We start from the raw sequence: 25,349 nt of genomic DNA, 5'->3' as shown, positions 1-25,349 counted from the left end.
ACCCGAACCACGCACATCGACCCAGGCACATCGACGACCTGAGCCCCCGCACGTACAGAAGGGAGCACCTCATGGCACGGCCCACCCCCCGCTCGGTCTTCGTCACCGGTGGCAACAGAGGAATCGGACTCGCCATAGCCCGCCGCTTCGCCGGGGCCGGAGACCGGGTGACGGTGACCTACCGCAACGAGGCGCCGCCCGCCTCCGAGGGCTTCCTCTCCGTACGGTGCGACGTGACCGACGGCGGCCTGATCGACCAGGCCTTCAAGGAGGCCGAGACGGCCCACGGCCCGGTCACCGTTCTGGTCGCGAACGCCGGCGCCGCCCGGGACCGGCTGCTGCTGCGGATGTCCGAGGAGGACTTCACCTCCGTCGTCGACACCGACCTCACCGGGGCCTTCCGGGTCGCGCAGCGCGCGGTGCGCGGCATGCTGCGCGTGGGCCACGGCCGGATCGTGCTGATCTCGTCCACGGCCGCCCTGAACGGCTCGCCGGGCCAGACCAACTACGCGGCGGCGAAGGCCGGCCTGGTCGGCTTCGCCCGCTCCCTCACGCGGGAGCTCGGTCCCCGGGACATCACCTGCAACGTCGTCGCCCCGGGGCTCACCGACACGGACATGAGCCGCGCCCTCACCCCGGAACAGCGCCGCGCACTGCTGAGCACCACCCCCGCCGGGCGCCTGGGCACCCCGGAGGAGGTCGCCGAGGCGGTGGCCTTCCTGGCCGGCGCGGGTTACGTACGCGGTGCCGTGATCCCGGTCGACGGGGGCGCCGGCATGGGCCACTGAGGCCCACCGGAACCGGGTGGGGAAGCGGGCGACGCGCGGCCGCCCGTTTCCCCACCCCCATCCCGCTAGCTCCGACCGCGCAGCGCCCGGTACTTGGCGACCAGGGCCTTCGTGGACTCGTCCAGACCCGGCACCTCGGCGCCTTCCGTGAGGGCCGGCTCGACGCGCTTGGCGAGAACCTTGCCCAGCTCGACCCCCCACTGGTCGAAGGAGTCGATGTTCCAGACGGCGCCCTGGACGAACACCTTGTGCTCGTACAGCGCGATGAGCTGACCGAGGACCGACGGGGTCAGCTCCTTGGCCAGGATCGTGGTCGTCGGGTGGTTGCCCTTGAACGTCTTGTGCGGCACCAGCTCCTCCGGCACGCCCTCCGCCCGCACCTCGTCCGGCGTCTTGCCGAAGGCCAGTGCCTGGGTCTGGGCGAAGAAGTTGGCCATCAGGAGGTCGTGCTGGGCCTTGAGCGTGTCGCTCAGCTCGGCGACCGGCTCGGCGAACCCGATGAAGTCCGCCGGGATCAGCTTGGTGCCCTGGTGGATCAACTGGTAGTACGCGTGCTGCCCGTTCGTCCCGGGCGTGCCCCAGACCACCGGCCCGGTCTGCCACTCCACAGGCACCCCGTCCCGGCCCACGTACTTGCCGTTGGACTCCATGTCCAGCTGCTGGAGGTAGGCCGTGAACTTGGACAGGTAGTGGCTGTACGGCAGCACCGCGTGCGACTGGGCGTCGTGGAAGTTGCCGTACCAGATCCCCAACAGGCCGAGCAGCAGCGGCACATTGGACTCGGCGGGTGCCGTGCGGAAGTGCTCGTCGACGAGGTGGAACCCGTCGAGCATCTCCCGGAAGCGGTCGGGACCGATCGCGATCATCAGGGACAGCCCGATCGCCGAGTCGAACGAGTAGCGGCCGCCGACCCAGTCCCAGAACTCGAACATGTTGGCGGTGTCGATACCGAAGTCCGACACCTTCTGAGCGTTCGTCGACAGCGCCACGAAGTGCTTGGCGACAGCCTCGGGGCCGGCCTTCAGCTCGGTGAGCAGCCAGTCGCGCGCGGAGGTCGCGTTGGTGATCGTCTCGATCGTGGTGAACGTCTTGGAGGCGATGATGAACAGCGTCTCCGCGGCGTCCAGGTCCCGCACCGCCTCGTGCAGATCCGCCCCGTCCACGTTGGACACGAAGCGGACCGTCAGATCGCGGTCGGTGCAGGAGCGCAGCACCTCGTACGCCATCGCCGGGCCGAGGTCGGAGCCGCCGATCCCGATGTTGACGACGTTCTTGATACGCCTGCCCGTGTGGCCGGTCCACTCACCGGAGCGGATGCGCTCGGCGAAGCCGGCCATCTTGTCGAGCACGGCGTGCACGCCGGGCACCACGTTCTCGCCGTCGACCTCGATGACCGCGTCGCGCGGGGCGCGCAGCGCGATGTGCAGGACGGCACGGTCCTCGGTGGTGTTGATCTTCTCGCCGCGGAACATGGCGTCCCGCAGCCCGAACACGTCGGTCGCGGCGGCCAGCTCGCGCAGCAGCCGCAGCGTCTCGTCGGTGACCAGATGCTTGGAGTAGTCGACGTGCAGATCGCCGACCTCCAGTGTGTACCCGGCGCCGCGCCCCGGGTCGGCCGCGAACAGCTCACGCAGCTGGACGTCGCCCTGCTGCTCCCGGTGCTCGGCCAGCGCGGTCCACTCGGGCGTCTGGTTGAGCCTGGTACGGCTTTCTGCGTTCATCTCGGACTTCAGCCTTCTTTCCTACCTGGTCCTGCCTGCGTACCTTGCCCCGCTGCCGTTCCAACCTAATTGATCACGACGGAACACAAGCTGTCGTACTCCGGTCGTACGGCACAACAACAGATACGTCCGCCTGGAGCACCGGTGTCAGCGCGACGACGGACAGGACGAAGAAGGCGACGGCGAGCAGGTCGACCGCCCCGAACACATCCGGCCGGGCACCCTGGGTGCCCGGCCGGTGTACTGCCTAGATCTCGCCCCGCAGTTTGGCGAGCGCCTCGGCGAGGATCGCTTCGCCGTCCGCGTCGCTGCGCCGCTCGCGGACGTACGCGAGGTGCGTCTTGTAGGGCTCGGTGCGCGGTGGGTCCGGCGGGTTGTCCCGGTCCTGTCCGGCCGGGAAGCCGCAGCGCGGGCAGTCCCAGGTGTCGGGGACCTGTGCGTCGCTGGCGAAGCTCGGCTGGGTCTCGTGTCCGTTGGAGCACCAGAAGGAGATGCGCAGCCGGGGTGCGGACTCGCCGCGCTCGGCTTCGCCCATCGGCCCCGCCCCGACCCGGCTTCCTCGGATCGCGTTGCCACTTGCCACGGTCGTAACTCCCTGCGTGATGGTGCGGCGAAGCGAGTCGGCGTTTCGCTTCGCTGCGAGCGCCTCAGTCTACGTAAGGCCCAACGCGCGTCCAGTGATTGGAGTTACATCCCGCCCACAGACGCAAGCCCCATGATAGGCCGCGCTTGAAGTCGCGTACCCGGCATGGGGCTTTACGTGCGGAATGGTGCGTCCGTGACGCGTTGTTCGCCGGTGTCGGCCTGAGGGTCAGTTGTTGACCTTCATCAGGATGCCGAGTACGACAATGCACGCGAACCAGAGCAGACCGACCACGACGGTGATCCGGTCGAGGTTGCGCTCGGCGACCGAGGAGCCGCCGACGGAGGACTGCATACCGCCACCGAACATGTCGGAGAGGCCGCCGCCCTTGCCCTTGTGCATCAGCACCAGCAGCATCATCAGCAGGCTGAAGACGATCAGGGCGATCGAGAACCCCATAACCACGGCTGGACCAACTTCCTCGGATTCTGATGGACTGCGGGGACCGGCCGCGGCGGCCGGTCCCCGCAAGAGTACGACGTCTCGCTGCTACCGCCTACTCACTGGTCTTCGGTTCGCCGCCGGGGCGCTCCGATCCGGTGTCGACGAGCCGACCGTGCTCAGCCCTTCGGGCCTCCGCGCGCTCGGCTCGTCGACACCGGCCGCGCCCCGGCGACTCACTGGTCGCGGAAGCGCACGATCTTGACGAACTCGTCGGCGTCCAGCGAGGCACCGCCGACGAGGGCACCGTCGATGTCGGCCTGGGCCATGATCTCGGCGACGTTCCCGGCCTTGACGGAGCCGCCGTACTGGATACGGACCTTGTCGGCGAGCTCCTGGTCGTACAGCTCGGCGAGCTTGCCGCGGATGGCCGCGCACACCTCCTGGGCGTCCTCGGCACCGCAGACCTTGCCGGTGCCGATGGCCCAGACGGGCTCGTAGGCGATGACGACGGTCTCGGCGTGCTCGGCGGGTACGTCCTTCAGGCCGCCCTCGACCTGGGCGAGGGTGTGGGAGACGTGGTTGCCCGCCTCGCGGACCTCCAGCTCCTCGCCGACGCACAGGATCGGGGTGAGGCCGTGCTTGAAGGCTGCCTTGACCTTGGCGCCCACGATCTCGTCGGTCTCGTCGTGGTACTGGCGGCGCTCGGAGTGGCCGACCGCCACGAACGTGCACTTGAGCTTGGCCAGCATCGGGCCGGAGATCTCGCCGGTGTAGGCGCCGGAGTCGTGGGCCGAGAGGTCCTGGGCGCCGTACTTGATCTTGAGCTTGTCGCCGTCGACCAGGGTCTGGACCGAGCGCAGGTCGGTGAAGGGCGGCAGGACCGCGACCTCACAGGCCTCGTAGTCCTTGTCGGCGAGGGCGAAGGCGAGCTTCTGGACGTGCGCGATGGCCTCGAGGTGGTTGAGGTTCATCTTCCAGTTGCCCGCCATCAGGGGCGTACGCGTGCTCATTGAGGGTCAGTCCTCCAGTGCGGCGAGGCCGGGGAGCGTCTTGCCCTCGAGGTATTCGAGGGAGGCGCCGCCACCGGTAGAGATGTGGCCGAATGCGTTTTCGTCGAAGCCCAGGATCCGTACGGCCGCGGCGGAGTCGCCGCCTCCGACGACCGTGAAGGCGTCCGAGTCGAGGAGCGCCTGGGCGACGGCCTTGGTGCCCTCGGCGAAATCGGGGTGCTCGAAGACGCCCATGGGGCCGTTCCAGAAGACGGTGGCGGCGTCCGCGATCTTCGAGGCGTACAGCGTGGCGGACTCCGGACCGATGTCCAGGCCCATCTGTCCGGTCGGCATGGCGTCCGCGGCGACCGAGGTGGCGTCGGCCGGGGCCTTGCTCTTCAGGTCCGGGAAGGCGGGCGCGACGACGGCGTCGACGGGCAGGACCAGCTCGACACCGGTCTTCTCCGCCCGCTCCAGGTACTCGGTGACCGCGTCGAGCTGGTCCTCCTGCAGGAGCGAGCTGCCGACCTCGTAGCCCTTGGCCTTGAGGAAGGTGTAGGCCATGCCGCCGCCGATGAGGATGCGGTCGGCCTTGCCGAGCAGCTGGTCGATGACGGCGAGCTTGTCGGAGACCTTGGCGCCGCCGAGGGCGACCACGTAGGGCCGCTGGACGTCGTCGGTGAGCTTCCTCAGGACGCCGACCTCGGTGGCGATGAGGTACCCGGCGTAGTGCGGCAGCCGGGCCGGGAGGTCGAAGACCGAGGCGTGCCTCCGGTGCACCGCGCCGAAGCCGTCGCCGACGTAGACGTCCGCGAGGGCGGCCAGCTGATCGGCGAAGGCGCCGCGCTCGGCGTCGTCCTTGCTCGTCTCGCCGGCGTTGAAGCGAAGGTTCTCGACGACCGCGACCTGACCGTCGGTCAGACCGGCGACCGTGGCGGTGGCGGACTCGCCGACCGTGTCGGTCGCGAACGCCACGTCGGCGCCGAGAAGTTCACCGAGGCGGGCGGCGGCCGGGGCGAGGGAGAAGGCCGGGTCCGGGGCGCCCTTGGGGCGGCCCAGGTGGGAGGCGACGACGACGCGCGCGCCCGCCTCGGCGAGTGCCTTCACGGTGGGCAGGACGGCGCGGATCCGGCCGTCGTCGGTGATGGTGGTGCCGTCGAGCGGCACGTTGAGGTCGGCGCGGACGAAGACCCGCCGGCCGGCGACTGGCTCGGCGAGGAGCTCGTCGATCGTCTTCATGGAGAGGGCTCCCGAGGAGGACTTGTGGTGCTCGTGATCGTAGGAGGAACAGCTTGTGTACGTGAGTCAGGGCTCGGACGACGCGTCCTTGCGCCGCCCGAGCCCTGCTCTCACACGGAAGTGCCCGCTCTGCCGATCAGAGCTGGCCGCCGACGAAGACCGTGAGGTCGACGAGGCGGTTGGAGTAGCCCCACTCGTTGTCGTACCAACCGAGGATCTTCACCGAGTTGCCCTCCTGGACCATGGTCAGGGAGGAGTCGAAGGTGCAGGAGGCCGGGTCGCTGACGATGTCCGAGGAGACGATCGGGTCCTCGGTGTAGGCCAGGTAACCCTTGAGGTCGCCGTCCTCGGAGGCCTTCTTGAACGCGGCGTTGACCTCGTCCTTGGTGACCTCGCGCTGCAGCGTGACGACCAGGTCGGTGGCCGAGCCGGTCGGGACCGGGACGCGCATCGCGATGCCGTCGAGCTTGCCCTTGAGCTGCGGCAGGACCAGCGCGGTGGCCTTCGCGGCACCCGTGGTGGTCGGGATGATGTTCTCGGCGGCGGCGCGGGCGCGGCGCAGGTCCGAGTGCGGGAAGTCCAGGATGCGCTGGTCGTTGGTGTAGGCGTGGACCGTCGTCATCAGACCCTTGACGATGCCGAAGTTCTCGTCGAGGACCTTGGCCATCGGCGCCACACAGTTGGTGGTGCAGGAGGCGTTGGAGATGACGTGGTGGTTCGCCGGGTCGTACTTGTCCTGGTTGACGCCCATCACGATGGTGATGTCCTCGTCCTTGGCCGGAGCCGAGATGAGGACCTTCTTGGCGCCGCCGGCGAGGTGCTTCTCGGCGTCGGCCTTCTTCGTGAAGATGCCGGTGGACTCGATGACGATGTCGACGCCCAGCTCGCCCCACGGGATGTCCGCGGGGTTGCGCTCGGAGAGGACCTTGATGGTGTGGCCGTCCACGGTGATCGTGTCGGCGGTGTTCGACACCTCGGCCTTGAGACGGCCCAGGATGGTGTCGTACTTCAGCAGGTGAGCGGTGGTCGCGGTGTCACCCAGGTCGTTGACAGCCACGATCTCGATGTCCGCACCCTGCTCCAGCAGCGCGCGGAAGTAGTTACGACCGATGCGGCCAAAGCCGTTGATGCCTACGCGGATCGTCACGAACCGATCTCCTCGTTGGTACGCCGGCTCAGTGCCGGCGAGCTGTATGGGATGTCCCCGACCGCCTACGACCCTACCTCCCCGACACCCGTCGAGTGACATCGAGATGCCCTATACATGCCGGTGCGGTCCGTACTCGCCGGTAGGGGTACGGACCGCCCGGGTTTTACAAGGTGATTACCTTTTGAGCGGCCCCCCGATCATCTGATTTCAGACGCCCGGAGGGCCGCCCGCGAGGTCGTTCCTCGGCCGTTCGGCCCAGTCGGCGCTCAGTTCTTCAACGCCGCCAGAGCCTTGCCGAGCAGCGCCTTGCGGTCGGCCGCCGAGACGACCTGCTCCAGACCGAAGCCCAGCAGCACCGTGTCGTCCGTGGTGACCGCGCCGAAGGTCTTGAACAGTTCACCCGACAGTCCCCAGTCCTTCACGACGGCCGGGCTGCCCGCCGGCGGGCCGGGGGTGCTCCAGGCGCCGAGCGACGTCTCGAAGCCCTCGACCGCGCCGGGCGCGCCCCCGATGACGACGGTGGCGTTGTCGGCGAGGAGACCGCGACCACCGCTGCCGGGGTCGGTGACATAGCTGAGCGACACCTCGACCTTCTTGCCGGCGTACGCGGACAGGTCGAACTCGACCTGCTGCCAGCCGTCCGAGGCCCCGGTGAAGCTGTTCCAGGCGCCACTGGTGCCGCTGGGCGTGCAGCCCCCGGAGCCCACGGTCAGATACCGCTTCAGCGCCGGGTGCCCCTGGACGAAGAACCCGGCCTCGCACTCGGTGGGCACGGCGGTGGAGGTGGCGCCGCCGGTGTCCGGCAGCGTCGTCCAGTCGTCCGCGCCGACGGTGTGCGCCTCCAGGAGGGCGTGGTCGTAACCCTCCTCCGTGCTCCACAGCAGCTGGGTGCGCAGGGTCGGCTTGTCCGCCGCGGTGACCGAGGTGAGGTCGACGGTGCGGGTGAGACGGTTCCAGGCGTAGTCGGTGTGCGTGGCGGCCGCCATGGACGCGCCCTCGTACGGACCGTACGGGTTGACCGTCCCGGGGTACTGGCCCGCGCCGGCGCTCTTGAACTGCGGGAACGTCTCCACGGGCAGCGCGTCGGAGGTGACGCCGAACGATCCGGCGGTGTTCAGCGGGTTGCCGGGCGCGTCGCCGAGGGTTCCCGAGAAGCCGTCGAGCTTCGCGAGACCGGCGAAGGCGGTGGCGTTCGGCAGGGAGGTACGGCTGTAGGCACCCAGGTAGTACTGGCTGAAATCGTTCGACAGGGTGCCGCCGCCGAGGTCGACGGCGCCGCCGGCGCTCTCGCCCGCCTCGATCAGCTTGCCGCCCTCGTTGAGATAGGCGCGCAGGGCGAGCTGGGTGGCGACGCCCGGCCGGACGGCGCCCGTGTAGTGCACGACCTGCTTGAAGTGCTTCAGTACGCCGAGCGCGTCGGGCGCGCCCTGCGTCGCGACGTCCCAGACGAGCGCCTTCTTGCCGTTGGCCTTCAGCGCGTCCACATAGACCTGCGTCTGGGTCGCGGTCGCGCCCTCCTCGGCGACGACGAGCGTGTCGGCCTTGGGGCGTTCGGCGATCGTGTAGGTGAAGCGCTCGCTCTTCGTGGGCTTGCCGCTCTTCGTCTCACCGGTGAACCAGACCTCGACCTTGTCGCCCGGCTCGCCGTCCTGCACCTTGGCCCGGTACTCGTCGAAGTACAGGTTGTCGGCGCCGCCGAACGTCTCGCCGCCCTTCCATGCCTTGAGCGTCTGGTCGTACGTGGGACCGCGGCCGTTGATCCGGTACCTCAGCTCCTTGTCGCGCACGGACCTGCGGGCGACGACGGAGATCGTCTGGTCGGCGCCGCGCGAGTACGACGTGGTGAAGGCGGCCGGGGTGAAGTCGGGGGCGCCGATGCCGACCGAGGACTTCGGCTGGTCGGGCTTGACCGCGGACTCGGCGACGGAGAGCGCGAACGGGATGTTCTTCTCGAACTCCTGCTGGATCAGCTTCTCGTCGTCCGGGAACGTGAAGACCGAGGCGCAGTCCTCGGGCTTCCAGGCGTCGTCCGGGTCGATGTTCGACGCGGTCTGGCAGGTCGACATCTCGGGGGTGAAGAACGCCGCGCCGTTGACATTGGAGGCGTGGCCGTTCGCCTCGCCGTTCGTCGTGTACAGCTCGGAGGAGAGCTGCGGGTGGTAGCCGGGGATCGCGGGGTTCTCCGGGGTGCCGGCCAGCGACTTGTAGAGCACGTCGTCCGGGCTGGGGCTGGCCACCTGCCAGCCGACGCCGTAGAGGATGAGTTCTGCGGCCGAGTGGTAGTTGATGCCGTACTCGAAGCCGATGCGCTTCTCGAAGGCGTCCAGGACCTTGGTCTCGGGCTCCGAGTTCGGGCCGTCGCCGCGGTAGGTCTCGCTGGTGGGGAACGGGGAGGAACCCTCGTTGTCGTAGCCCCACTTGTAGGCGAAGTTGCGGTTGAGGTCGACGCCGTCGCCGACGGTGATGGCGTTGTCGCCGTTGACGTCCCGCAGGTTCTTGCGCCACTGGCGATTGCCGTCGGCCCGGTGGGTGAAGTCGTAGCCGTCCGGGTTGGCGGAGATCACGAACCACAGCTCGGTGGAGTCGACGATCTTCTTGATCCGCTTGTCCGTCTTGTAGTTGTCCAGGTAGTGGTGCATCAGGCGCCGGGTCATCTCCGGCGTGATCCACTCACGGGCGTGCTGGTTGGACAGGTACAGCACCGACGGCTTGGCGCCGTCCTTGGTCTTCTTCGCGTTCTTGGTCAGTTTGACCGCGAGGATGTCCTGGCCCCGCAGGGACTTGCCGAGGGAGACCACCTTGGTCAGGGAGGGGTGCTCCTGACCCGTCCGGAGGATCTCCTCCTTGAGGTTGCCGGCGCCGCTGTAGGGGCGGTAGACCCCGTCGCCCGCGGCTTCGACGCGCGCCTCGGCCTTGCTGCTGAGGCGGTGTTCCGTCAGCTCGACGCCCTGCTCCTCCAGGGCGTCCGCCTGCTTGTCGGTGAGGTAGACCTCGACCGAGGCGGTGCCCTTCTCCGGCGCCTGCTCGCTGAGTTCGTGACCGTCCTGCCCGGCCGCGAGCAGCAGCGGTATCTGCTTCTTCGTCACCTCGGCCCGGAAGACCTTGACCTCTTCCGCGTCCGAGCCGTCGTTCTCGGCCGCCTGAGCGAGCGGTGCGAGTCCCGCACCACCGCCCAGCAGGAGCGCGCCGGCAGCGAGGATCGATCTCGCTCTTCGTCTCATGAGCCCCCCTTGCAGTGGTTCGCCCCAGTAGCGAACAGACGCCAGGCTCATGTCAGATCTGGGACAAGTCAAGGAGGCCCCACCAGCCAATCACGGAATTCACGCAGAAAGCCGGAAGCCGGTGCCGACAGCCCCAAGTGAGCTTCGGCACCGGCGAGTTGAGGTCTCCGGGCGTTGTGTCAGCCCACGAGATTCTCGGCCATCTCCTCGGTGATGCTGGCCTCGGTCCCCGGGATGCCGAGGTCCGACGCGCGCTTGTCCGCCATGGCGAGCAGCCGCCTGATCCGGCCCGCGACGGCATCCTTGGTCAGCGGCGGGTCGGCGAGCGCGCCCAGCTCCTCCAGGGAGGCCTGCTTGTGCTCCATGCGCAGCCGTCCGGCGGCCGCGAGGTGCTCGGGGACGTCGTCGGCGAGGATCTCCAGGGCGCGGCCGACCCGGGCACCGGCGGCGACAGCGGCACGGGCCGAGCGGCGCAGGTTGGCGTCGTCGAAGTTGGCGAGCCGGTTCGCGGTGGCCCGGACCTCGCGGCGCATCCGCCGCTCCTCCCACGCCAGCACCGACTCGTGGGCGCCGAGCCGGGTCAGGAGCGCGCCGATGGCGTCCCCGTCCCGTACGACGACCCGGTCCACGCCCCGCACCTCGCGGGCCTTGGCCCCGATCGACAGCCGGCGGGCGGCGCCGACCAGCGCGAGGGCGGCCTCCGGGCCCGGGCAGGTCACCTCCAGGGAGGAGGAGCGGCCGGGCTCGGTGAGCGAGCCGTGGGCCAGGAAGGCGCCGCGCCAGGCCGCCTCCGCGTCGCAGGTGGCGCCGGAGACCACCTGGGGCGGCAGACCGCGGATCGGGCGGCCCCGGCCGTCCACCAGGCCGGTCTGACGGGCCAGCTGGTCACCGCCGGCGACCACCCGGACGACGTAACGGGAACCGCGGCGCAGACCGCCGGGCGCCATCACGATCAGTTCGGAGCCGTGGCCGAAGATCTCCGCGATGTCCCGCTTGAGGCGGCGGGCCGCCATCGCCGTGTCCAGCTCCGCCTCGATCACGATGCGGCCGCTCACCAGGTGCAGCCCGCCCGCGAACCGCAGGATCGCCGAGACCTCCGCCTTTCTGCAGCAGGTCCGGGTGACGGGTAGCCGGGAGATCTCGTCCTTCACCGCTGCCGTCATCGCCATGGGCCGATCCTTCCATGCATCCGAAAAATACGGTCGTACGCGGCGGCCAACAGCTCCGGATCATGCCGCGGAGATCCGTCGGTCCGGGCCACCGGCGCCAGCTCGACCGCGGCGCCGAACCGTTTGGCGGCGTCGGTCAGCAAGTCGCGGTCGGGCACGGCGGCCTCGTCGGCCAGCACCACGTCCAGGGCGAGTTTAGGGGCGTGTCGTGCCAAAACCTCCAAATGACGCTGCGGGGAGAAGCCATCGGTTTCTCCCGGCTGCGGGGCGAGGTTCAGCGACAGCACGAGCCGGGCCTTGGTCTCGGTGAGGGCGTCGAGCAGCTCGGGCACGAGCAGGTGCGGGATCACCGAGGAGAACCAGGAGCCGGGGCCGAGGACCACCCAGTCGGCGTCGCGGACCGCCGCCACGGCCTCCGGCACGGCGGGCGGGTCGTGCGGCACGACGTGCACGGACTGCACCTCGCCGGGCGTGAGCGCGACGGTCGCCTGCCCCCGCACGGTGTCGACCTCGTCCGGGCGGGCGGGGTCGTGACCCTTGACCAGGGCCTGGAGCTCCAGCGGTACGGCCGACATGGGCAGGACACGGCCCTGGGCGCCCAGCAGCCTGCCCACCAGGTCGAGGGCCTGGACGTGGTCACCGAGCTGCTCCCACAGGGCGACGATCAGCAGATTGCCGACCGCGTGCTCGTGCAGGTCGCCCTGGGACTGGAAGCGGTGCTGGATGACGCGGGCCCAGGTCTGGCCCCAGTCGTCGTCGCCGCAGAGCGCGGCCAGCGCCTTGCGCAGATCGCCGGGAGGCAGGACGCCCAGCTCGTCCCGGAGGCGTCCGCTGGAGCCGCCGTCGTCGGCCACGGTGACGACGGCGGTGAGGTCGCCGGTGATCCGGCGCAGCGCCGCGAGCGAGGCCGACAGGCCCATGCCGCCGCCGAGCGCGACGACCTTGGGCTGGGCGCCCCGGCGGCGCGGCTTGGCCCCGCGGGCCTCGGCGGGCTGGCCCGCTCGGCCCTCGGGGGTGACGCGGCGCAGTCTGCCCAACCGCAGAGCAGCACGTCCGGTCACTCGCGCCCCATGTCCCGGTGCACGACCACGGTCTCGACGCCCTGGGAGGCGAGGCGGGCGGCGAGCTTCTCGGAGGTGGCGACCGAGCGGTGCTTGCCGCCGGTGCAGCCGACCGCGATGGTCACGTACCGCTTGCCCTCGCGGCGGTAGCCGGCGGCGATCATCTGGAGCAGCTCGGTGTAGCGGTCGAGGAACTCCTTGGCGCCGGGCTGGTTGAAGACGTACGCGGAGACCTCCTCGTTGAGGCCGGTGTACGGACGCAGCTCGGGGACCCAGTGCGGGTTGGGCAGGAAGCGCATGTCCACGACCAGGTCGGCGTCGACCGGGAGGCCGTACTTGAAGCCGAAGGACATGACGGTGGCCCGCAGCTCGGGCTCCTCCTCGCCGGCGAACTGGGCGTCCATCTTGGCGCGCAGTTCGTGCACGTTCAGGCTGGAGGTGTCGATGACCAGGTCGGCGTCGCCGCGCAGCTCGCGCAGCAGTTCCCGCTCGGCGGCGATCCCGTCGGTGATGCGGCCGTCGCCCTGGAGGGGGTGCGGGCGGCGCACGGACTCGAAGCGGCGTACCAGGGCGTCGTCGGAGGACTCCAGGAAGACGATCCGCCGGGTGACGTTCTTCGTCTCCAGGTCGGAGAGGGAGTCACGCAGGTTGTCGAAGAAGCGGCGGCCTCGGACGTCGACGACGACCGCGATCCGGACCACGTTCCCCTGGGAGCGGGCGCCCAGTTCCACCATGGTGGGGATCAGGGCGGGTGGCAGGTTGTCGACGACGAACCAGCCGAGGTCCTCCAGACACTTGGCGGCCGTGGACCGTCCGGCACCGGACATGCCGGAGATGATGACCAGCTCGGGGATGGCCGCCTCGGGGACCCCGGCTGTTTCGATGGCCGTACTCACGTGTGCTCCGTCTTCCTGTGGCGCTGGGTGCCGGGGGACATCGTCGCCCACCGCGCTGTGGGCTTCCCCGCGCTCCGCTGTGTGCTCGTGGTGCTGTTGTCCTGGACGCTCTGTGCGCTCCGGGGGTTCTGCGTGTTCCGGGAGTCCCGGGCGCTCGTGGTGCTCGGTCATGTCTCCTGCCCTCGCCGCCGGTCCGGGGTGCCCGCGGCCACGGGCTCCCCAGAGGGGTCCGCCGTCGTACCGGGCTCCTCTTCCTCCATGATCTCTCCGGTCGCCGTGTTCACGGCGGGGGCGGCCGGAGCCGTCCGGGCGAGCGCCGCGGCGATCGTCTCGGCCGTCTTGCGCCCTATCCCGGGTACCTCGCAGATCTGCTCGATCGTCGCCGAACGCAGCTTCTTCAGCGAGCCGAAGTGCTTCAGCAGCGCCTGCTTGCGAGCCTCCCCGAGGCCGGGCACGTCGTCCAAGGGGCTCGCCCGGAAACGCTTGGCGCGTTTGGTCCGCTGGTAGGTGATGGCGAAGCGGTGGGCCTCGTCGCGGACGCGCTGGAGCAGATAGAGGCCCTCGCTGGTGCGGGGCAGCACCACCGGGTCGTCCTCGCCGGGCACCCAGACCTCCTCCAGGCGCTTGGCGAGGCCGCAGACGGCGATGTCGTCGATGCCCAGTTCGTCGAGCGCCCGGCGGGCCGCGGCCACCTGCGGCTGCCCGCCGTCGACGACGACGAGCTGGGGCGGGTAGGCGAACCGCTTGGGGCGGCCGTCCTCCTCGGTGAAGGCGTTCTCGTCCTCCACCCACTCGCCGGTCTTCTCCTTCTCCGCGAGGTAGCGCCGGAAGCGGCGGGCGATGACCTCGTGCATGGAGCGGACGTCGTCCTGGCCCTCGCCGTGCCAGACCTGGGTGTCCCCGACCCGGCCCTTGATCTGGAAGCGGCGGTACTCGCTCTTGCGGGCCAGTCCGTCCTCGAAGACGACCATGGAGGCCACGACGTCGTCGCCCTGGAGGTGGGAGATGTCGTAGCACTCGATCCGCAGCGGGGCGCTGTCCAGGTCGAGGGCCTCGGCGATCTCCTCCAGGGCGCGGGAGCGGGTGGTGAGGTCGGAGGCGCGCTTGGTCTTGTGCAGCACGAGCGACTGCTGGGCGTTGCGGGCGACGGTCTCCATGAGCGCCTTCTTGTCCCCGCGCTGCGGGATGCGCAGGGACACCTGGGCCCCGCGCCGCTCGGTGAGCCACTCCTGCACCGGTCCGACGGGGTCGGGCAGCGCCGGGACCAGCACCTCCTTCGGCACGGAGTCGCCCGTCTCCTCGCCGTACAGCTGCTGGAGCGCGTGTTCGACGAGGTCACCGGTGGTGACGGCCTCGACCTTGTCGGTGACCCAGCCGCGCTGGCCGCGCACCCGTCCGCCGCGGACGTGGAAGATCTGCACGGCCGCCTCCAGCTCGTCCTCGGCGAGGGCGATCAGGTCGGCGTCGGTCGCGTCGGCGAGCACGACCGCGTTCTTCTCCATGGCCTTCTTCAGGGCCTCGATGTCGTCGCGCAGCCGGGCGGCCCGCTCGTACTCCATCTCCTCGGCCGCGTCCGTCATCCGCTTCTCCAGGCGGCGGATGTAGGTGCCCGTGCGGCCGGCCATGAAGTCGCTGAACTCGTCGGCCAGTTCGCGGTGGTCCTCGGCGGAGATCCGGTCGACGCAGGGGGCCGAGCACTTGCCGATGTAGCCGAGCAGACAGGGGCGGCCGGTGCGGGCAGCGTTCTTGAACACCCCGGCCGAGCAGGTGCGCACGGGAAAGACGCGCAGCAGCAGGTCGACGGTGTCCCGGATCGCCCACGCGTGCGCGTACGGCCCGAAGTACCGCACGCCCTTCTTCTTGTGACCGCGCATCACCTGCACGCGCGGGTACTGCTCGTTCATCGTGACCGCGAGGTACGGATAGCTCTTGTCGTCGCGGTACTTGACGTTGAACCGGGGGTCGAACTCCTTGATCCAGGAGTACTCCAGCTGAAGCGCCTCGACCTCCGTGGACACCACGGTCCACTCCACGGAGGCGGCCGTGGTGACCATCGAGCGGGTACGCGGATGGAGGCCGGCCAGGTCCTGGAAGTAGTTGGCCAGGCGCTGACGCAGGCTCTTCGCCTTCCCGACGTAGATCACCCGGCGGTGCTCGTCACGGAACTTGTACACCCCGGGGGAGTCCGGGATCTGCCCCGGACTGGGGCGGTAGCTGGAGGGATCGGCCATGCTCCACACCCTACTGGCGGGGAGTGACAACCCGGGCGCCCTGTGGACAAGCGCCGATCCCCGCCCCCAGGCCCTGCCGTCACATTCCCGTCGTCGTCCGAAGGGCGGCCCCGCGGCGTCGTGGGGGTACCTCCCGGTCGAGCGCAGCCGAGACCGGGGGAGCGTGCTCTCGGCGTGCCGGGCACTGACCCGCGTACCGGACGTACTCGGGTCGGTGCCCGGTGCGTCGAGAGCACGTGCAGGGCGCCGCGGGGCAGGCGGGAATGTGACGCCAGGGCCTAGCGCGTCTCCAGGAAGGTGAGCACGGCCAGGACCCGGCGGTGGTCGTCCGGCTCCTCGGGGAGCCTCAGCTTCCCCAGGATGCTCCGCACATGCTTCTCGACCGTGCCCTCGGTGACCCAGAGCCGACGGCCGATGCCGGCGTTGGACCGGCCCTCGGCCATCAGCCCGAGAACCTCCCGCTCCCGGTTGCTGAGCATCGACAGCGGATCGTCGCGTCGCTGCGCGGCGACCAGCTCCTGCACCAGCGACGGATCCACCACCGACCCACCGCGGCGGATCCGGTCCAGTGTCTCCAGGAACTCGTCCACGACGGTGATGCGGCTCTTGAGCAGGTATCCGATGCTGCGCCCGCCGGCCAGCAGCTCCAGCGCGTCCTCGACCTCGACGAACGCCGACAGCACCAGGATTCCGACCGACGGATACCGCTCCCGGATCTCCCGCGCGGCCTTCAGCCCCTCCGTGGACTGCGTCGGCGGCATCCGGATGTCGACGATCGCGATGTCCGGCAGCTCGTTCTCCACCAGTTCCAGGAGCCCGGCGGCGTCGCCGGCCTGCCCGGCCACCTCGTAGCCGACACGCTCGCAGAGGCTCGCCAGGCCCTCCCGCAGGAGCACGTCGTCGTCCGCGAGCACCACCCGCCCGCGCACCGGATGCTGATCGACCTCCATGGTCTCGGTCTCCCCCTTGCCCGACCTGTCCCGTTCGTCCCGACAGCCTGCCTGAACTCGGTCTTACGGCTAGCCGGAAGCCTAGTTGGGGGCGGGCCGTGAAGACACCTGAACGTTTGGCCGCCATGCTCGAAGAAGCGCAGCCGCGGGTGGAAACCGGCGCCTCTGACGAGAGACGGCGAGACATCCGCATGCCCGTAGAGCCGGACGGCCGTCTCCGCCGTCCGATTCGACCGCCCGGAACGTACGCCCGTACCGAGACCCGGACTCCCCCCTTAGAACGGGCCTCACCGCGTACGCTTCGGGCGGTCACGGGCGCGTCGCGACGGTCGTCGCGGCCTCCTCGGGTGGCGTCAGCGGCAGCCGCACGATCAGCGTGGTCCCGGCGCCGGGCGGGCTGGTGACCGTCAACCTGCCGCCGATCGCTTCCACCCGGTCGATGAGCCCGATCAGGCCCGACCCCTTGCCGGGTTCGGCCCCCCCGACGCCGTCGTCCCGGATGATCAGCTCCAGCACCCCCGGGCGTTCCTCGGCCGTCACGGTCACCACGCTCGCGCGCGCGTGCTTGACGGCGTTGGTGATGCTCTCGGAGGTGACGTAGTACGCGGCCACCTCGACCTGTTCGGGGAAGCGGGTGCGGGTGAAGCCGAGGTCGAGCTCCACGGGGACGGCGGCGCGGCGGGCCAGGGCGCGCAGGGCGGGGCCCAGGCCGCCCTTGGACAGGACGGAGGGGTGGATGCCCCGGGCCACCTGGAGCAGGTCCTGGAAGGTGTCGTCCAGGCCCTTGGCCAGCTGGTCCAGGCGCCGGGCGAGTTCCGAGGAGGGGTCGTCCACCAGGGTCTCCGTCATCCGCAGCTCCAGCTGGAGGGAGACCAGGCGCTGCTGAACGCCGTCGTGCAGATCGCGCTCGATGCGGCGCCGTGAGGCGTCCCCGGCGGCCACCACGCGCGCGCGTGAGGCAGTCAGCTGGTCGCGGCTGTCGGCGTTGGCGATCGCGGTGGCGATCAGTCCGGTGAAGTCGGCGAGCCGGGCCTCGGCACCGCGGGGCAGCGGATCGATCAGCGAGGCCGCCACGACCACACCCCAGATCCGGCCGTCGACGACGATGGGAGCGCCCACGGAGGTCTCCGACCGGGCCGCGCGCCGGGTCCTGGCGACGTCGTCGATGGTCCTGGCGGACGTCTCGCGGCGGGTCAGACAGTCGGGCTCGCCGCCGTCCACGCGCGCGTGCGCGATCCCGAGGACCTTGACGCTGCCGTCGGGCTCGTAGCGGATGACGGCCGCCGCCGTCCCCAGCAGCGACGCGACCTCCTCCGCGACCGTCGCGAACACGTCGGACGGCTGCACGCCGCGCGCGACCGCGGTGGCGACCCGGCGCAGCGCGGCCTGTTCGAGCGCGGCCCGGCGGCTCTCCGTCACATCGCGGGCGGCGGCGTAGATGAGGCCCTCCTCCGGCACCGACCGGGCGCTCCACTGGAGCCAGCGTTCGCTGCCGTCGGCACGGAGGTAGCGGTTCTCGAACTCGGCTACCTCGGCGCCGCTCGCCAGCTGCGCCACGGCCGCCCGGGTGCTGTCGCGGTCGTCCTCGTGGACGAAGTCGAGGAACGGCCGTGAGGTCAGGGTCCGGACCGGATAGCCCAGGGTGCGTTCGAAGGCCGGGTTGACGCGCTTGAAGTAGCCGTCGACGCCGCTGATGCAGAGCAGGTCCAAGGAGAGGTTGAAGATGCCCTCCAGTTCCCGTTCGGCCCGGCGGCGCCGGCCGTGAGCCGCGGCGAAGGACGCCATGGTGCCGTTCATCCCGCCCAGCAGCTGGGCCCAGGTGCCGTCGAAGGAGTCGACGTCGGCCCGGTGTCCGAGCCGGCCCGCGTCGATCGCGGTGTTCATGGCCCGGATCTCGCCGGCCAGCCGCTCGCTGGTCACCCGCAGCTCGCGGAACGTGTCGGCGACGTCGCCGAGTTCGTCGCGTCCGGTATAGCGGATGTCGTACGAGAGGTCGCCGTCCGACAGGGCCCGGGCACCCTCGGAGACCTGGCCGAGGGGGCGGGTGATCGAGCGGCGCAGGGCCAGCGCGAGGAAGGTGACGAGGGCCAGGACGACGACGCAGATCGTCAGTTCGGTGTAGGTCCGGGCGCGGGTGGTGCGCAGGTCGCGGTGGGCGGTGTCGTCGAGTTCCCGGCCGGCCCGGTCCCGGATGCCGCGCAGGGCGTCGGTGTACTGCGCGGACTCGCTGAGCCAGTCGTCGTAGGAGGGCCATTCGACGGGCTGGGGATCGGGGTCGGCGACCAGGTCGCGGGCGATACGGACCGCGCGGCCGGGAGCCCGGAACTTCACGGTGTGCAGTTCGGCCTTCAGCGTGTCCGACGCGGTCTGCTGGAACGCCCTGAGCTGGGCCTTCTCCAGTTCGGTCCAGCGGCCGGCGGCGGCGGTGGCGTGTCCGTCGCCGGGCGCGTGGAAGAGGATGGCGAGCTCCGCGCGTTCGCTCTCGGCGGCGGCTACGGCCCGCAGCATCGCGATGTGGGCGTCCGCCGCCCGGCCCGAGGCCCTGGTGGGACGTCCGGCTTCGAGGTCGGCCACGATGTCGAGCACCTTGTTCTCGATGGCCTCGTACCGCTGGGCGACGGTCTGTGCCGGGAGCGACCCGGTGCCCGTCTGGACCCGCACGGCGTGCAGTTGACGGCGTACGGCGTCGAGGATCCCGGCGTCGTCGGACCGGGTCCGGCCGACGGTCTCCTCGAAGGCCCGTCGCAGCGCGTGGTCGGTGATCCGCTGGGCCTCCGCCCGCGCGCGCAGGGTGTCCGGTTCGGCGTTCAGCCGGGCTTCCACGGCCACGATCCGCTCGCGGGCGACGGCGTCGGCGGCCTCGCTGATCTCGAAGGACACCTCGATCGCGGTGTCGAAGTCGCCCAGGGTCCGCGCCTCCTGCCACTGGGCGACGGCGGCGAACGCCGTGACGGCCAGCAGGACGGTGACCGGCAGCATGACGAGCAGCATCAGCTTGGGACCGACACGCAGCCGGGCCAGGAACGGCACGCTGTCCACGGCCGTGGCGCGCCGGTGCGCCGGCTCCGCCAAGGGGTGCGGGGCGGGGGCCGGTCGGCTGGGCGGTGGGCGGAGCACGGCCGGGCCTCACGGTCCGGTCGGGGGGTAGTGGTCGTGGTCCGCCAGGTCCTTGTCGACGGCGCGCACGGCCGCGTCCAGGGCAGGCCGTACCGCCGCTCCCCGCATGATCTTCGCGAACGCCTCGGCGAAGGCGTCGGTGATCGCCGGGTAGGCGGGGGTCTGCGGCCGGGGACGGGCGGTGCCCCCGCGCAGCTGCTCTATGTAGAGGCGGGCGGGCCCGCCCTCGGCGAACGCGTCGGTGCGCTCGATCGCGGTGCCGGTGGCGGGGACGGCGCCGTTGGCGTCCGTCATCCGCAGGACTTCGTCGGGGCTCAGCAGGAAGGACAGGAAACGCCAGACGGCGTCGCCGTCTGCCGCGCCCGCGGGAACGCCCCACTGCCAGGACCCCATCCCGGTGGCGCTGCCCGTGCCGAAGTCGGGCAGCGGCACGAGCGCCACGTCGCCCGGGTGGGCCTCGGTGTAGTGCCCGTACCACCAGTGGCCGGTCCAGGACACGGGACTGCGGCCCTTCTGGAAGGCGTCCAAGTCCTTGTTCGCGTCCACGTATCCCGCCTTCACCCAGCCCTGGAGCGTCGTCAGCGCCTCGACCGTGCGCGGCCCGTTGAGCACTCCGTCGGCCGTGCGGTAGGTGGAGCGTTCGATCAGGTCGCCGCCCGCCGACCAGACGGCCGGCGCGAAACCGTACGTGCCCCATTCGGTGCCGGCCCACGGCAGCTGGAGGTCGAGGGGCCTGTCGTAGCCCAGGGTGCGCAGCTTCTTCAGGATGCCGGTGAACTCGTCGGCGGTCCAGGCGTCCTGGACGCCCTTCGGGATGCGTATCCCGGCCTCCTTCAGCACCGACGGCCGTACGTACAGACCGAGTCCGGAGTCGAACGTGCCGAGGCCCCACAGCCGGCCCCGGTAGGTGCCCTGTTCGAGGACCGACGGGAGCAGATCCGCGCGCAGTGACTTCGGGACGCACGAGTCGATCGGCCGGAGGTGGCCGGACCAGGCGTGACTGAACAGCTTCGGCGCGTCGAAGTCGAGCAGGTCGGGCAGTTCGCCGTCGGCTGCGGCCGTGCGGACAAGGTCGTCGTAGTCGCCCCGGGGGAGGTCGACGAGGCGGACCGTCACCTCGTCCTGGCCGGTGTTGAACGCCTGGACCTGGGCGCGCACGGCGTCCAGTTCACCGGGCATCGACGGCTGGTGGAACCACATCGTGATCTGCGCGGGGGCGTCGATCCGTCCGTCACAGGTCGCGTCCGCGGCCCGCCGGGGACGCTCGCCGTCGTCCCCGCCCGTCTCACAGCCCGAGAGCAGCAGGGTCATGCAGAGCAGCAGCGCCGCGCGGGCGCGGGACGTCCTCGGGGCGCCGAGCCGTCCGGTGCCCCGGGGAGCGCCTCGCCGGGGCACCGCGGCGCGGGTCACGGACCGCTCTTCGGGTAACCGTCGTGGGCGGCGAGGTCCTGGTCGATGGCCTCGACCGCGTCGTCCAGTGTCCTGTCGACCGGCGCTCCGGAGAAGACGATGTCGGCGACCGCCTGCGAGAAGGCGGCGGTGACCGCCGGGTACGCCGGTGTCTGCGGCCTGGGCCGGGCGGTCCCGCCGCGCAGCTGCTCGATGAACAGCCGCTCCGCGCCGTTCTCGCCGTACAGCGGGGAGCGCTTCACCGCTCCCTCGGTCCCCGGGATCGCGCCGTTGGCCTCGCTCATCCTGGCCACCTGCTCGGGTCGCAGCAGGTACTCCAGGAAGCGCCACACCGCGTCGCCGTCGGCCTCCCCGGAGGGGATGCCCCACTGCCAGGACCCCATGCCGGTGACGGTGCCCGTGCCGAAGTCGGGCAGCGGCACGATCGCCACGTCGCCGGGGTGCGCCTCGCTGTACTCGCCGTACTTCCAGTGCCCCATCCAGGAGATGGGCGTGCGGCCCTTCACGAAGGCGCTCTTGTCCTTCTTGCGGTCCCTGTCGACGTACCCCTCCTCCACCCAGCGCCGCATGGTGGTGAGCGCCTCGACGGACTCGGGGCCGTTGAGGAACCCGTCGGCCGTGCGGAACTCCTCAAGGTCGATGAGGTCGCCGCCGGCGGACCACACGGCCGGTGCGAAGGCGTAGGTGTTCCACTCGTCGGCGAGCTTCGAGTCGGTGAAGTTCAGGTCGAGCGGCGCCTCGTAGCCCGCTTTGCGCAGCGTGCGCAGGACCTCCGTCAGCTCGTCGGCGGTCCAGGCGTCGTCGACGCCCTTCGGTATGCGCACGCCCGCGTCCTTCAGCACCGACGGCCGGACGTACAGGCCGAGCCCGGAGTCGAACGTGCCGACCCCCCACAACCGTCCGTCGTACGTGCCCTGTTCCCTCAGAGAGGGCAGCAGGTCCTTCCTGGTCCTCGCGGGTACGCAGGAGTCGATCGGCCTGAGGGTGCCGGACCAGGCGTAGCTGTAGAGGTTCGGGCCGTCGAAGTCGAGCAGGTCCGGCAGATCGCCGCTGGCGGCCGCGGACAGCACCAGTTCGGTGTACGGGCGCTGCTCGGGCAGGGTGACCAGTTCGACCCGCACCTGTTCCTGGGCTCGGTTGAACTCCTTGACCTGGCTCTTCAGCGTGGTCTGCTCACCGCTCTGGCCCGCGTGGAACCACATCGTGATGTGGGCGGTGCCCTCGACCCTGCCGTCGCAGGTCGTGTCACCCGCCGCCTTGTCCTTCTCGTCCACCCGGCCGTCGCCGTCGCTCGCGCCGCAGCCGGACAGGAGCAGCAGGGCCACCGCCGCGCCCGACATCAGGGCACGGCGGACAGGACGTTTTCCGAGGTCCCGGCGTTGCGTCTGCATCGCACACCCCCACTCGACCGGACGGGACGGCCCCCAGGGCGACGACATGCTACTCCTCGTGTCGTGTGCGATTCCCTGAGTGAGAGCGAACCCGTCCACCCGGCGCAGGACTTCAGCACATTCCCGCCGACGGGCGTCCGTCGGCGACGACACTTTACGGCTAGCCGGAATGTATGCCCCTGACCCCCCTTGGGAGGCTGTGCCCATGCCCATGCGCTGTCTCATCGTCGATGACAGTGCCCGGTTCCTGGAGGCCGCCCGTACGCTGCTGGAACACGACGGCGTGCACGTCGTCGGTGTGGCGTCCACGGGCGCGGAGGCGCTGGCACGGGCCGTGGAACTGGCCCCGGATCTGGTGCTGCTGGATGTCGACCTCGCCGGCGAGAGCGGACTGGAGCTCGCGCCGAGGCTCGCTCGCTCGGCCGCCTCCGTCATCGTCCTCATCTCCACGCACCCGCTGGACGACATCCAGGAGCTCGTCGCCGCCAGTCCCGCCCGCGGTTTTCTGCACAAGTCGAAGCTCTCGGGCCAGGCGCTGCGGGACCTGTCGGGGCCCGATCCGGGGCCGCCTGCGCGGTGAGGAACCCAGCGACGGTGTCCGGCCATGTCGCGCGGCAGGTGTTGTCGGGACTTGGTCAACACGCTTCAATGCGGAGGAACTCGGGGTGAGGAACGCGGCCGTACGGATGTGAAGACGGACGGCCGCCGAGGGTTCCTGGAGCCCGAGCGTCCGCCGGGCGCCCGATCGGCACGCGCGGTCCCGATCACACGTCGCGCACAGCACTCGTCTACGGAAAGGTTCCTGCATGCGGCACGCCACAGAGCACGCGGACGTCGCGGCGGTCACGGACGCCGCCGCCGTCGCGGACGTCGCCACGGCGGAGCTGGAGTCGGTCCTGCGGGGCGGCCCCTTCCATGTCGCCCTGCGCGCCGCGATCGCCGCCCGCGGACTGCCGCTGCAGCGCGTGCAGCACCACCTGACGCGGCACGGCGTCAAGGTCGGTGTCACCAGCCTCAGTTACTGGCAGCAGGGCGCCCGGCGTCCGCAGCGCCCCGAGTCGCTGCGGGCCGTGCGCGCCCTGGAGGAGATTCTCCAGCTCCCGGACGAGTCGCTGATCCGGCTGCTCGCCGGGGCCGACGAGCAGTCCGGTCCTGACGAGCCCGCCGGCCGCTCGTACCGCTCCGTCGTGGAGGCCACCGGCGTCCTCGAACGGCTGCTCGCCGAACTGGGGGCGTCGCCCGACAGCGGGATGCACACCGTCGGCCACCACGAACGGGTCCGCATCGGCGCCCGCCGCGAGCTGCTCGGCCGCGAGTCCCAGCAGATCGTGCGCTCCCACCGGGACGGGGTGGACCGCTATGTGGCCGTCCACCACGGCGACCCGGGCTGCGCACCGGAGCGGATCGCCGTCCGCGCCCTGGAGAACTGCCGCAGGGGACGGGTCCGCTGGGACCAGGACACCGGTGTCCTGGTCGCCGAGCTGCTCTTCGACACCCGGCTGCGCAGCGGCGACACCCACCTCTTCCGCTACGGCTTCGACGACGGCACGGCCGGTGCCTGCACCGAGTACGTCCGCGGGTTCCGCTCCACCGGCGGCCAGTACGCCCTCCAGGTCCGCTTCGACGAACGTGCCCTCCCGCTGCGCTGCCACCGCTTCAGCCAGCACTCCGCCGCGGCCCCACGCGGGGGCCGGCAGAACCTCGCCCTGAGCGACCTCCACCGCTCGGTGCACCTCGTCGAACCGCGGGTACGCACGGGCATCGTGGGGATCGGCTGGGCCTGGGAGTGAGCGGGCCGACCGGGCGGTCAGGGCCTGGCGGCGGCTGAGGCCATGGCTGGGCCGGAGGGTGAGCGGTCACGGGGCAGGGCTGGGCTTGCGCCGCCGCCTCCACGGCGGGGTGAGCGGTCGCGGAGCGGGCGGCCCTGGGGCCGGGCGGGAGCCCGGCGCGAGGCACGCGCCTTTGCGATACTTTCCGGCCGAGAGCCCCCAGAGAGGATCGTCCCGTGATCGTCGTCGCCGGTGAAGCCCTGATCGACCTCGTCCCGCAGGGCGCGGGCGCGCTCGTGGATCTGCGGCCGGCCCGCGGCGGCGGCCCCTACAACACGGCCGTGGCGCTCGGCCGTCTCGGCTCCCCCACCGCCTTCTGCTCCCGGGTGTCGTACGACGCCTACGGAGAGGCCCTGCTGGACGGCCTGCGCGAGGCCGGCGTGGACGTGACCGCCGTGCAGCGGGGCTCCGAGCCCACGACCCTCGCCCTGGCCTCGATCGGCACGGACGGCTCGGCCCGGTACTCCTTCTATGTCGAGGGCAGCGCCGACCGTCTGTTCGAGACCCCCGACCGGCTTCCCCGAGGAACCCGGGCCGTCTCCTTCGGCACCTGCTCACTCGTCCTGGAGCCCGGCGCGAGCGCGTACGAGAAGCTGCTGCACTCGACCGCCGCCCAGGGCGTGTTCACCGCCCTCGACCCCAACGTCCGACCGGGTCTGATCCCGGACGCGGACGCCTATCGGGCCCGCTTCCTGAGCTGGCTGCCCTCGGTGTCCTTGCTCAAGCTCTCCGAGGAGGACGCTCGGTGGCTGGGCGGCACCCCGCGGCTGTGGCTGGACTCCGGCCCCGCCGCCGTCGTCGTCACCCACGGCGGCGACGGCCTGACCGTCCACACCCGGGCCGGCGCGGAGCACTGCGTACCGGGTGAGAAGGTCGACGTCGTCGACACCATCGGCGCCGGTGACACCGTCAACGCGGCCCTCCTGCACGGCCTGGCGGCCCAGGACGCCCTCTCCGACTCCGCCCTCGCGACGCTGGGCGCCGACGACTGGATCCGCCTGCTGCGCTTCGCGGCCCGTGCGGCGGCGATCACCTGCTCCCGGGCGGGCGCCGAACCGCCGTACGCGGCGGAGGTGGGCGAACCGCGGTCCCTCGTGCCCGAGGTGCGCGAGGGCTGACGGTCGCGCGGAACACGGCGGCTCGCCGCGCAGGCCGACGAG

The 25,349-nt window shown here is 70.9% G+C and carries 20 protein-coding genes; 4 read left to right on the top strand and 16 right to left on the bottom strand.

The features are described 5' to 3' along the window. Positions 1-71: 71 nt before the first annotated feature. Positions 72-788: a 3-oxoacyl-ACP reductase FabG gene (fabG, locus tag P8T65_RS36225; protein WP_230214509.1), complete on the top strand. Its 717-nt coding sequence runs from the start codon at positions 72-74 to the stop codon at positions 786-788. Between the two features lie 65 nt (positions 789-853). Here the strand turns inward: fabG and pgi are convergent, their stop codons facing one another. The 16 genes from pgi to P8T65_RS36145 all read right to left on the bottom strand — a co-directional run bounded on the left by pgi (position 854) and on the right by P8T65_RS36145 (position 22,360). Further along, a complete protein-coding gene (gene pgi, locus P8T65_RS36220; RefSeq protein ID WP_316729420.1) occupies positions 854-2,509 on the bottom strand; it encodes a glucose-6-phosphate isomerase in 1,656 nt (551 codons plus the stop codon). A gap of 73 nt (positions 2,510-2,582) precedes the next feature. Next, positions 2,583-2,717 carry a hypothetical protein gene (locus tag P8T65_RS36215; protein ID WP_316729419.1) on the bottom strand — a complete coding sequence of 45 codons (135 nt, stop codon included), beginning with the start codon at positions 2,715-2,717 and terminating at the stop codon, positions 2,583-2,585. Between the two features lie 39 nt (positions 2,718-2,756). Then, positions 2,757-3,092: an RNA polymerase-binding protein RbpA gene (locus tag P8T65_RS36210; protein WP_003957010.1), complete on the bottom strand. Its 336-nt coding sequence runs from the start codon at positions 3,090-3,092 to the stop codon at positions 2,757-2,759. A gap of 228 nt (positions 3,093-3,320) precedes the next feature. Further along, positions 3,321-3,551 carry a preprotein translocase subunit SecG gene (secG, locus tag P8T65_RS36205; protein WP_029181151.1) on the bottom strand — a complete coding sequence of 77 codons (231 nt, stop codon included), beginning with the start codon at positions 3,549-3,551 and terminating at the stop codon, positions 3,321-3,323. Between the two features lie 218 nt (positions 3,552-3,769). Further along, complete coding sequence (tpiA, locus tag P8T65_RS36200; RefSeq protein WP_316729391.1) at positions 3,770-4,546, bottom strand: triose-phosphate isomerase; 777 nt, start codon at positions 4,544-4,546, stop codon at positions 3,770-3,772. Between the two features lie 6 nt (positions 4,547-4,552). Next, the gene (locus P8T65_RS36195) at positions 4,553-5,764 is read right to left on the bottom strand and encodes a phosphoglycerate kinase (RefSeq protein WP_316729390.1); all 1,212 of its coding nucleotides are present in this window, start codon (positions 5,762-5,764) and stop codon (positions 4,553-4,555) included. Between the two features lie 136 nt (positions 5,765-5,900). After that, complete coding sequence (gap, locus tag P8T65_RS36190; protein ID WP_033526621.1) at positions 5,901-6,911, bottom strand: type I glyceraldehyde-3-phosphate dehydrogenase; 1,011 nt, start codon at positions 6,909-6,911, stop codon at positions 5,901-5,903. Between the two features lie 269 nt (positions 6,912-7,180). After that, the gene (locus P8T65_RS36185; RefSeq protein ID WP_316729388.1) at positions 7,181-10,135 is read right to left on the bottom strand and encodes a M14 family zinc carboxypeptidase; all 2,955 of its coding nucleotides are present in this window, start codon (positions 10,133-10,135) and stop codon (positions 7,181-7,183) included. 179 nt (positions 10,136-10,314) lie between these two features. Next, positions 10,315-11,304, bottom strand: a complete 990-nt coding sequence (gene whiA / locus P8T65_RS36180) for a DNA-binding protein WhiA (protein ID WP_184895496.1) — start codon at positions 11,302-11,304, stop codon at positions 10,315-10,317. Further along, the gene (gene yvcK / locus P8T65_RS36175; protein WP_316729387.1) at positions 11,295-12,365 is read right to left on the bottom strand and encodes a uridine diphosphate-N-acetylglucosamine-binding protein YvcK; all 1,071 of its coding nucleotides are present in this window, start codon (positions 12,363-12,365) and stop codon (positions 11,295-11,297) included. Before yvcK ends, whiA begins: the two co-directional genes overlap by 10 nt. Further along, a complete protein-coding gene (gene rapZ / locus P8T65_RS36170) occupies positions 12,362-13,432 on the bottom strand; it encodes an RNase adapter RapZ (RefSeq protein WP_316729385.1) in 1,071 nt (356 codons plus the stop codon). Before rapZ ends, yvcK begins: the two co-directional genes overlap by 4 nt. Next, positions 13,429-15,492 carry an excinuclease ABC subunit UvrC gene (gene uvrC / locus P8T65_RS36165; RefSeq protein ID WP_316729383.1) on the bottom strand — a complete coding sequence of 688 codons (2,064 nt, stop codon included), beginning with the start codon at positions 15,490-15,492 and terminating at the stop codon, positions 13,429-13,431. Before uvrC ends, rapZ begins: the two co-directional genes overlap by 4 nt. Positions 15,493-15,770: 278 nt before the next feature. Next, entirely contained in the window at positions 15,771-16,442 is a 672-nt protein-coding gene (locus tag P8T65_RS36160; RefSeq protein WP_316729382.1) for a response regulator transcription factor, read from the bottom strand. A gap of 309 nt (positions 16,443-16,751) precedes the next feature. Continuing rightward, a complete protein-coding gene (locus tag P8T65_RS36155; protein WP_316731836.1) occupies positions 16,752-19,433 on the bottom strand; it encodes a PAS domain S-box protein in 2,682 nt (893 codons plus the stop codon). A gap of 135 nt (positions 19,434-19,568) precedes the next feature. Continuing rightward, positions 19,569-20,969 (bottom strand): ABC transporter substrate-binding protein, encoded by a 1,401-nt coding sequence (locus P8T65_RS36150; protein WP_399101634.1) that lies wholly within the window; start codon positions 20,967-20,969, stop codon positions 19,569-19,571. Further along, positions 20,966-22,360 (bottom strand): sugar ABC transporter substrate-binding protein, encoded by a 1,395-nt coding sequence (locus P8T65_RS36145; RefSeq protein ID WP_316729380.1) that lies wholly within the window; start codon positions 22,358-22,360, stop codon positions 20,966-20,968. Before P8T65_RS36145 ends, P8T65_RS36150 begins: the two co-directional genes overlap by 4 nt. Before the next feature lie 205 nt (positions 22,361-22,565). On the opposite strand from P8T65_RS36145, the gene P8T65_RS36140 reads away from it, so the two are divergent. The 3 genes from P8T65_RS36140 (at position 22,566) to P8T65_RS36130 (ending at position 25,307) form a co-directional block, all read left to right on the top strand. Next, positions 22,566-22,940, top strand: coding sequence for a response regulator transcription factor (locus tag P8T65_RS36140; RefSeq protein WP_316729378.1), 375 nt, complete (start codon positions 22,566-22,568; stop codon positions 22,938-22,940). A gap of 226 nt (positions 22,941-23,166) precedes the next feature. Beyond that, positions 23,167-24,150: a hypothetical protein gene (locus P8T65_RS36135; RefSeq protein ID WP_316729377.1), complete on the top strand. Its 984-nt coding sequence runs from the start codon at positions 23,167-23,169 to the stop codon at positions 24,148-24,150. Positions 24,151-24,365: 215 nt separating this feature from the next. Then, positions 24,366-25,307, top strand: a complete 942-nt coding sequence (locus tag P8T65_RS36130; protein WP_316729376.1) for a carbohydrate kinase — start codon at positions 24,366-24,368, stop codon at positions 25,305-25,307. The last annotated feature ends 42 nt before the right edge of the window (positions 25,308-25,349 follow it).

It is taken from the genome of Streptomyces sp. 11x1, assembly GCF_032598905.1.
Taxonomy (GTDB): Bacteria; Actinomycetota; Actinomycetes; order Streptomycetales; family Streptomycetaceae; genus Streptomyces.
Note: the sequence above shows the minus strand (reverse complement) of the source record. Positions and strands in the feature narration are given on the sequence as shown.

Bases quoted from the DNA above. Each gene is read 5' to 3' on its own strand.
- P8T65_RS36160 (WP_316729382.1), bottom strand. From the start codon at position 16,442: ATGGAGGTCGATCAGCATCCGGTGCGCGGGCGGGTGGTGCTCGCGGAC.
- tpiA (WP_316729391.1), bottom strand. From the start codon at position 4,546: ATGAGCACGCGTACGCCCCTGATGGCGGGCAACTGGAAGATGAACCTC.
- P8T65_RS36140 (WP_316729378.1), top strand. From the start codon at position 22,566: ATGCCCATGCGCTGTCTCATCGTCGATGACAGTGCCCGGTTCCTGGAG.
- uvrC (WP_316729383.1), bottom strand. From the start codon at position 15,492: ATGGCCGATCCCTCCAGCTACCGCCCCAGTCCGGGGCAGATCCCGGAC.
- P8T65_RS36185 (WP_316729388.1), bottom strand. From the start codon at position 10,135: ATGAGACGAAGAGCGAGATCGATCCTCGCTGCCGGCGCGCTCCTGCTG.
- P8T65_RS36145 (WP_316729380.1), bottom strand. From the start codon at position 22,360: ATGCAGACGCAACGCCGGGACCTCGGAAAACGTCCTGTCCGCCGTGCC.
- pgi (WP_316729420.1), bottom strand. From the start codon at position 2,509: ATGAACGCAGAAAGCCGTACCAGGCTCAACCAGACGCCCGAGTGGACC.
- rapZ (WP_316729385.1), bottom strand. From the start codon at position 13,432: ATGACCGAGCACCACGAGCGCCCGGGACTCCCGGAACACGCAGAACCC.
- whiA (WP_184895496.1), bottom strand. From the start codon at position 11,304: ATGGCGATGACGGCAGCGGTGAAGGACGAGATCTCCCGGCTACCCGTC.
- P8T65_RS36135 (WP_316729377.1), top strand. From the start codon at position 23,167: ATGCGGCACGCCACAGAGCACGCGGACGTCGCGGCGGTCACGGACGCC.
- P8T65_RS36155 (WP_316731836.1), bottom strand. From the start codon at position 19,433: ATGCTGCTCGTCATGCTGCCGGTCACCGTCCTGCTGGCCGTCACGGCG.
- fabG (WP_230214509.1), top strand. From the start codon at position 72: ATGGCACGGCCCACCCCCCGCTCGGTCTTCGTCACCGGTGGCAACAGA.
- secG (WP_029181151.1), bottom strand. From the start codon at position 3,551: ATGGGGTTCTCGATCGCCCTGATCGTCTTCAGCCTGCTGATGATGCTG.
- P8T65_RS36195 (WP_316729390.1), bottom strand. From the start codon at position 5,764: ATGAAGACGATCGACGAGCTCCTCGCCGAGCCAGTCGCCGGCCGGCGG.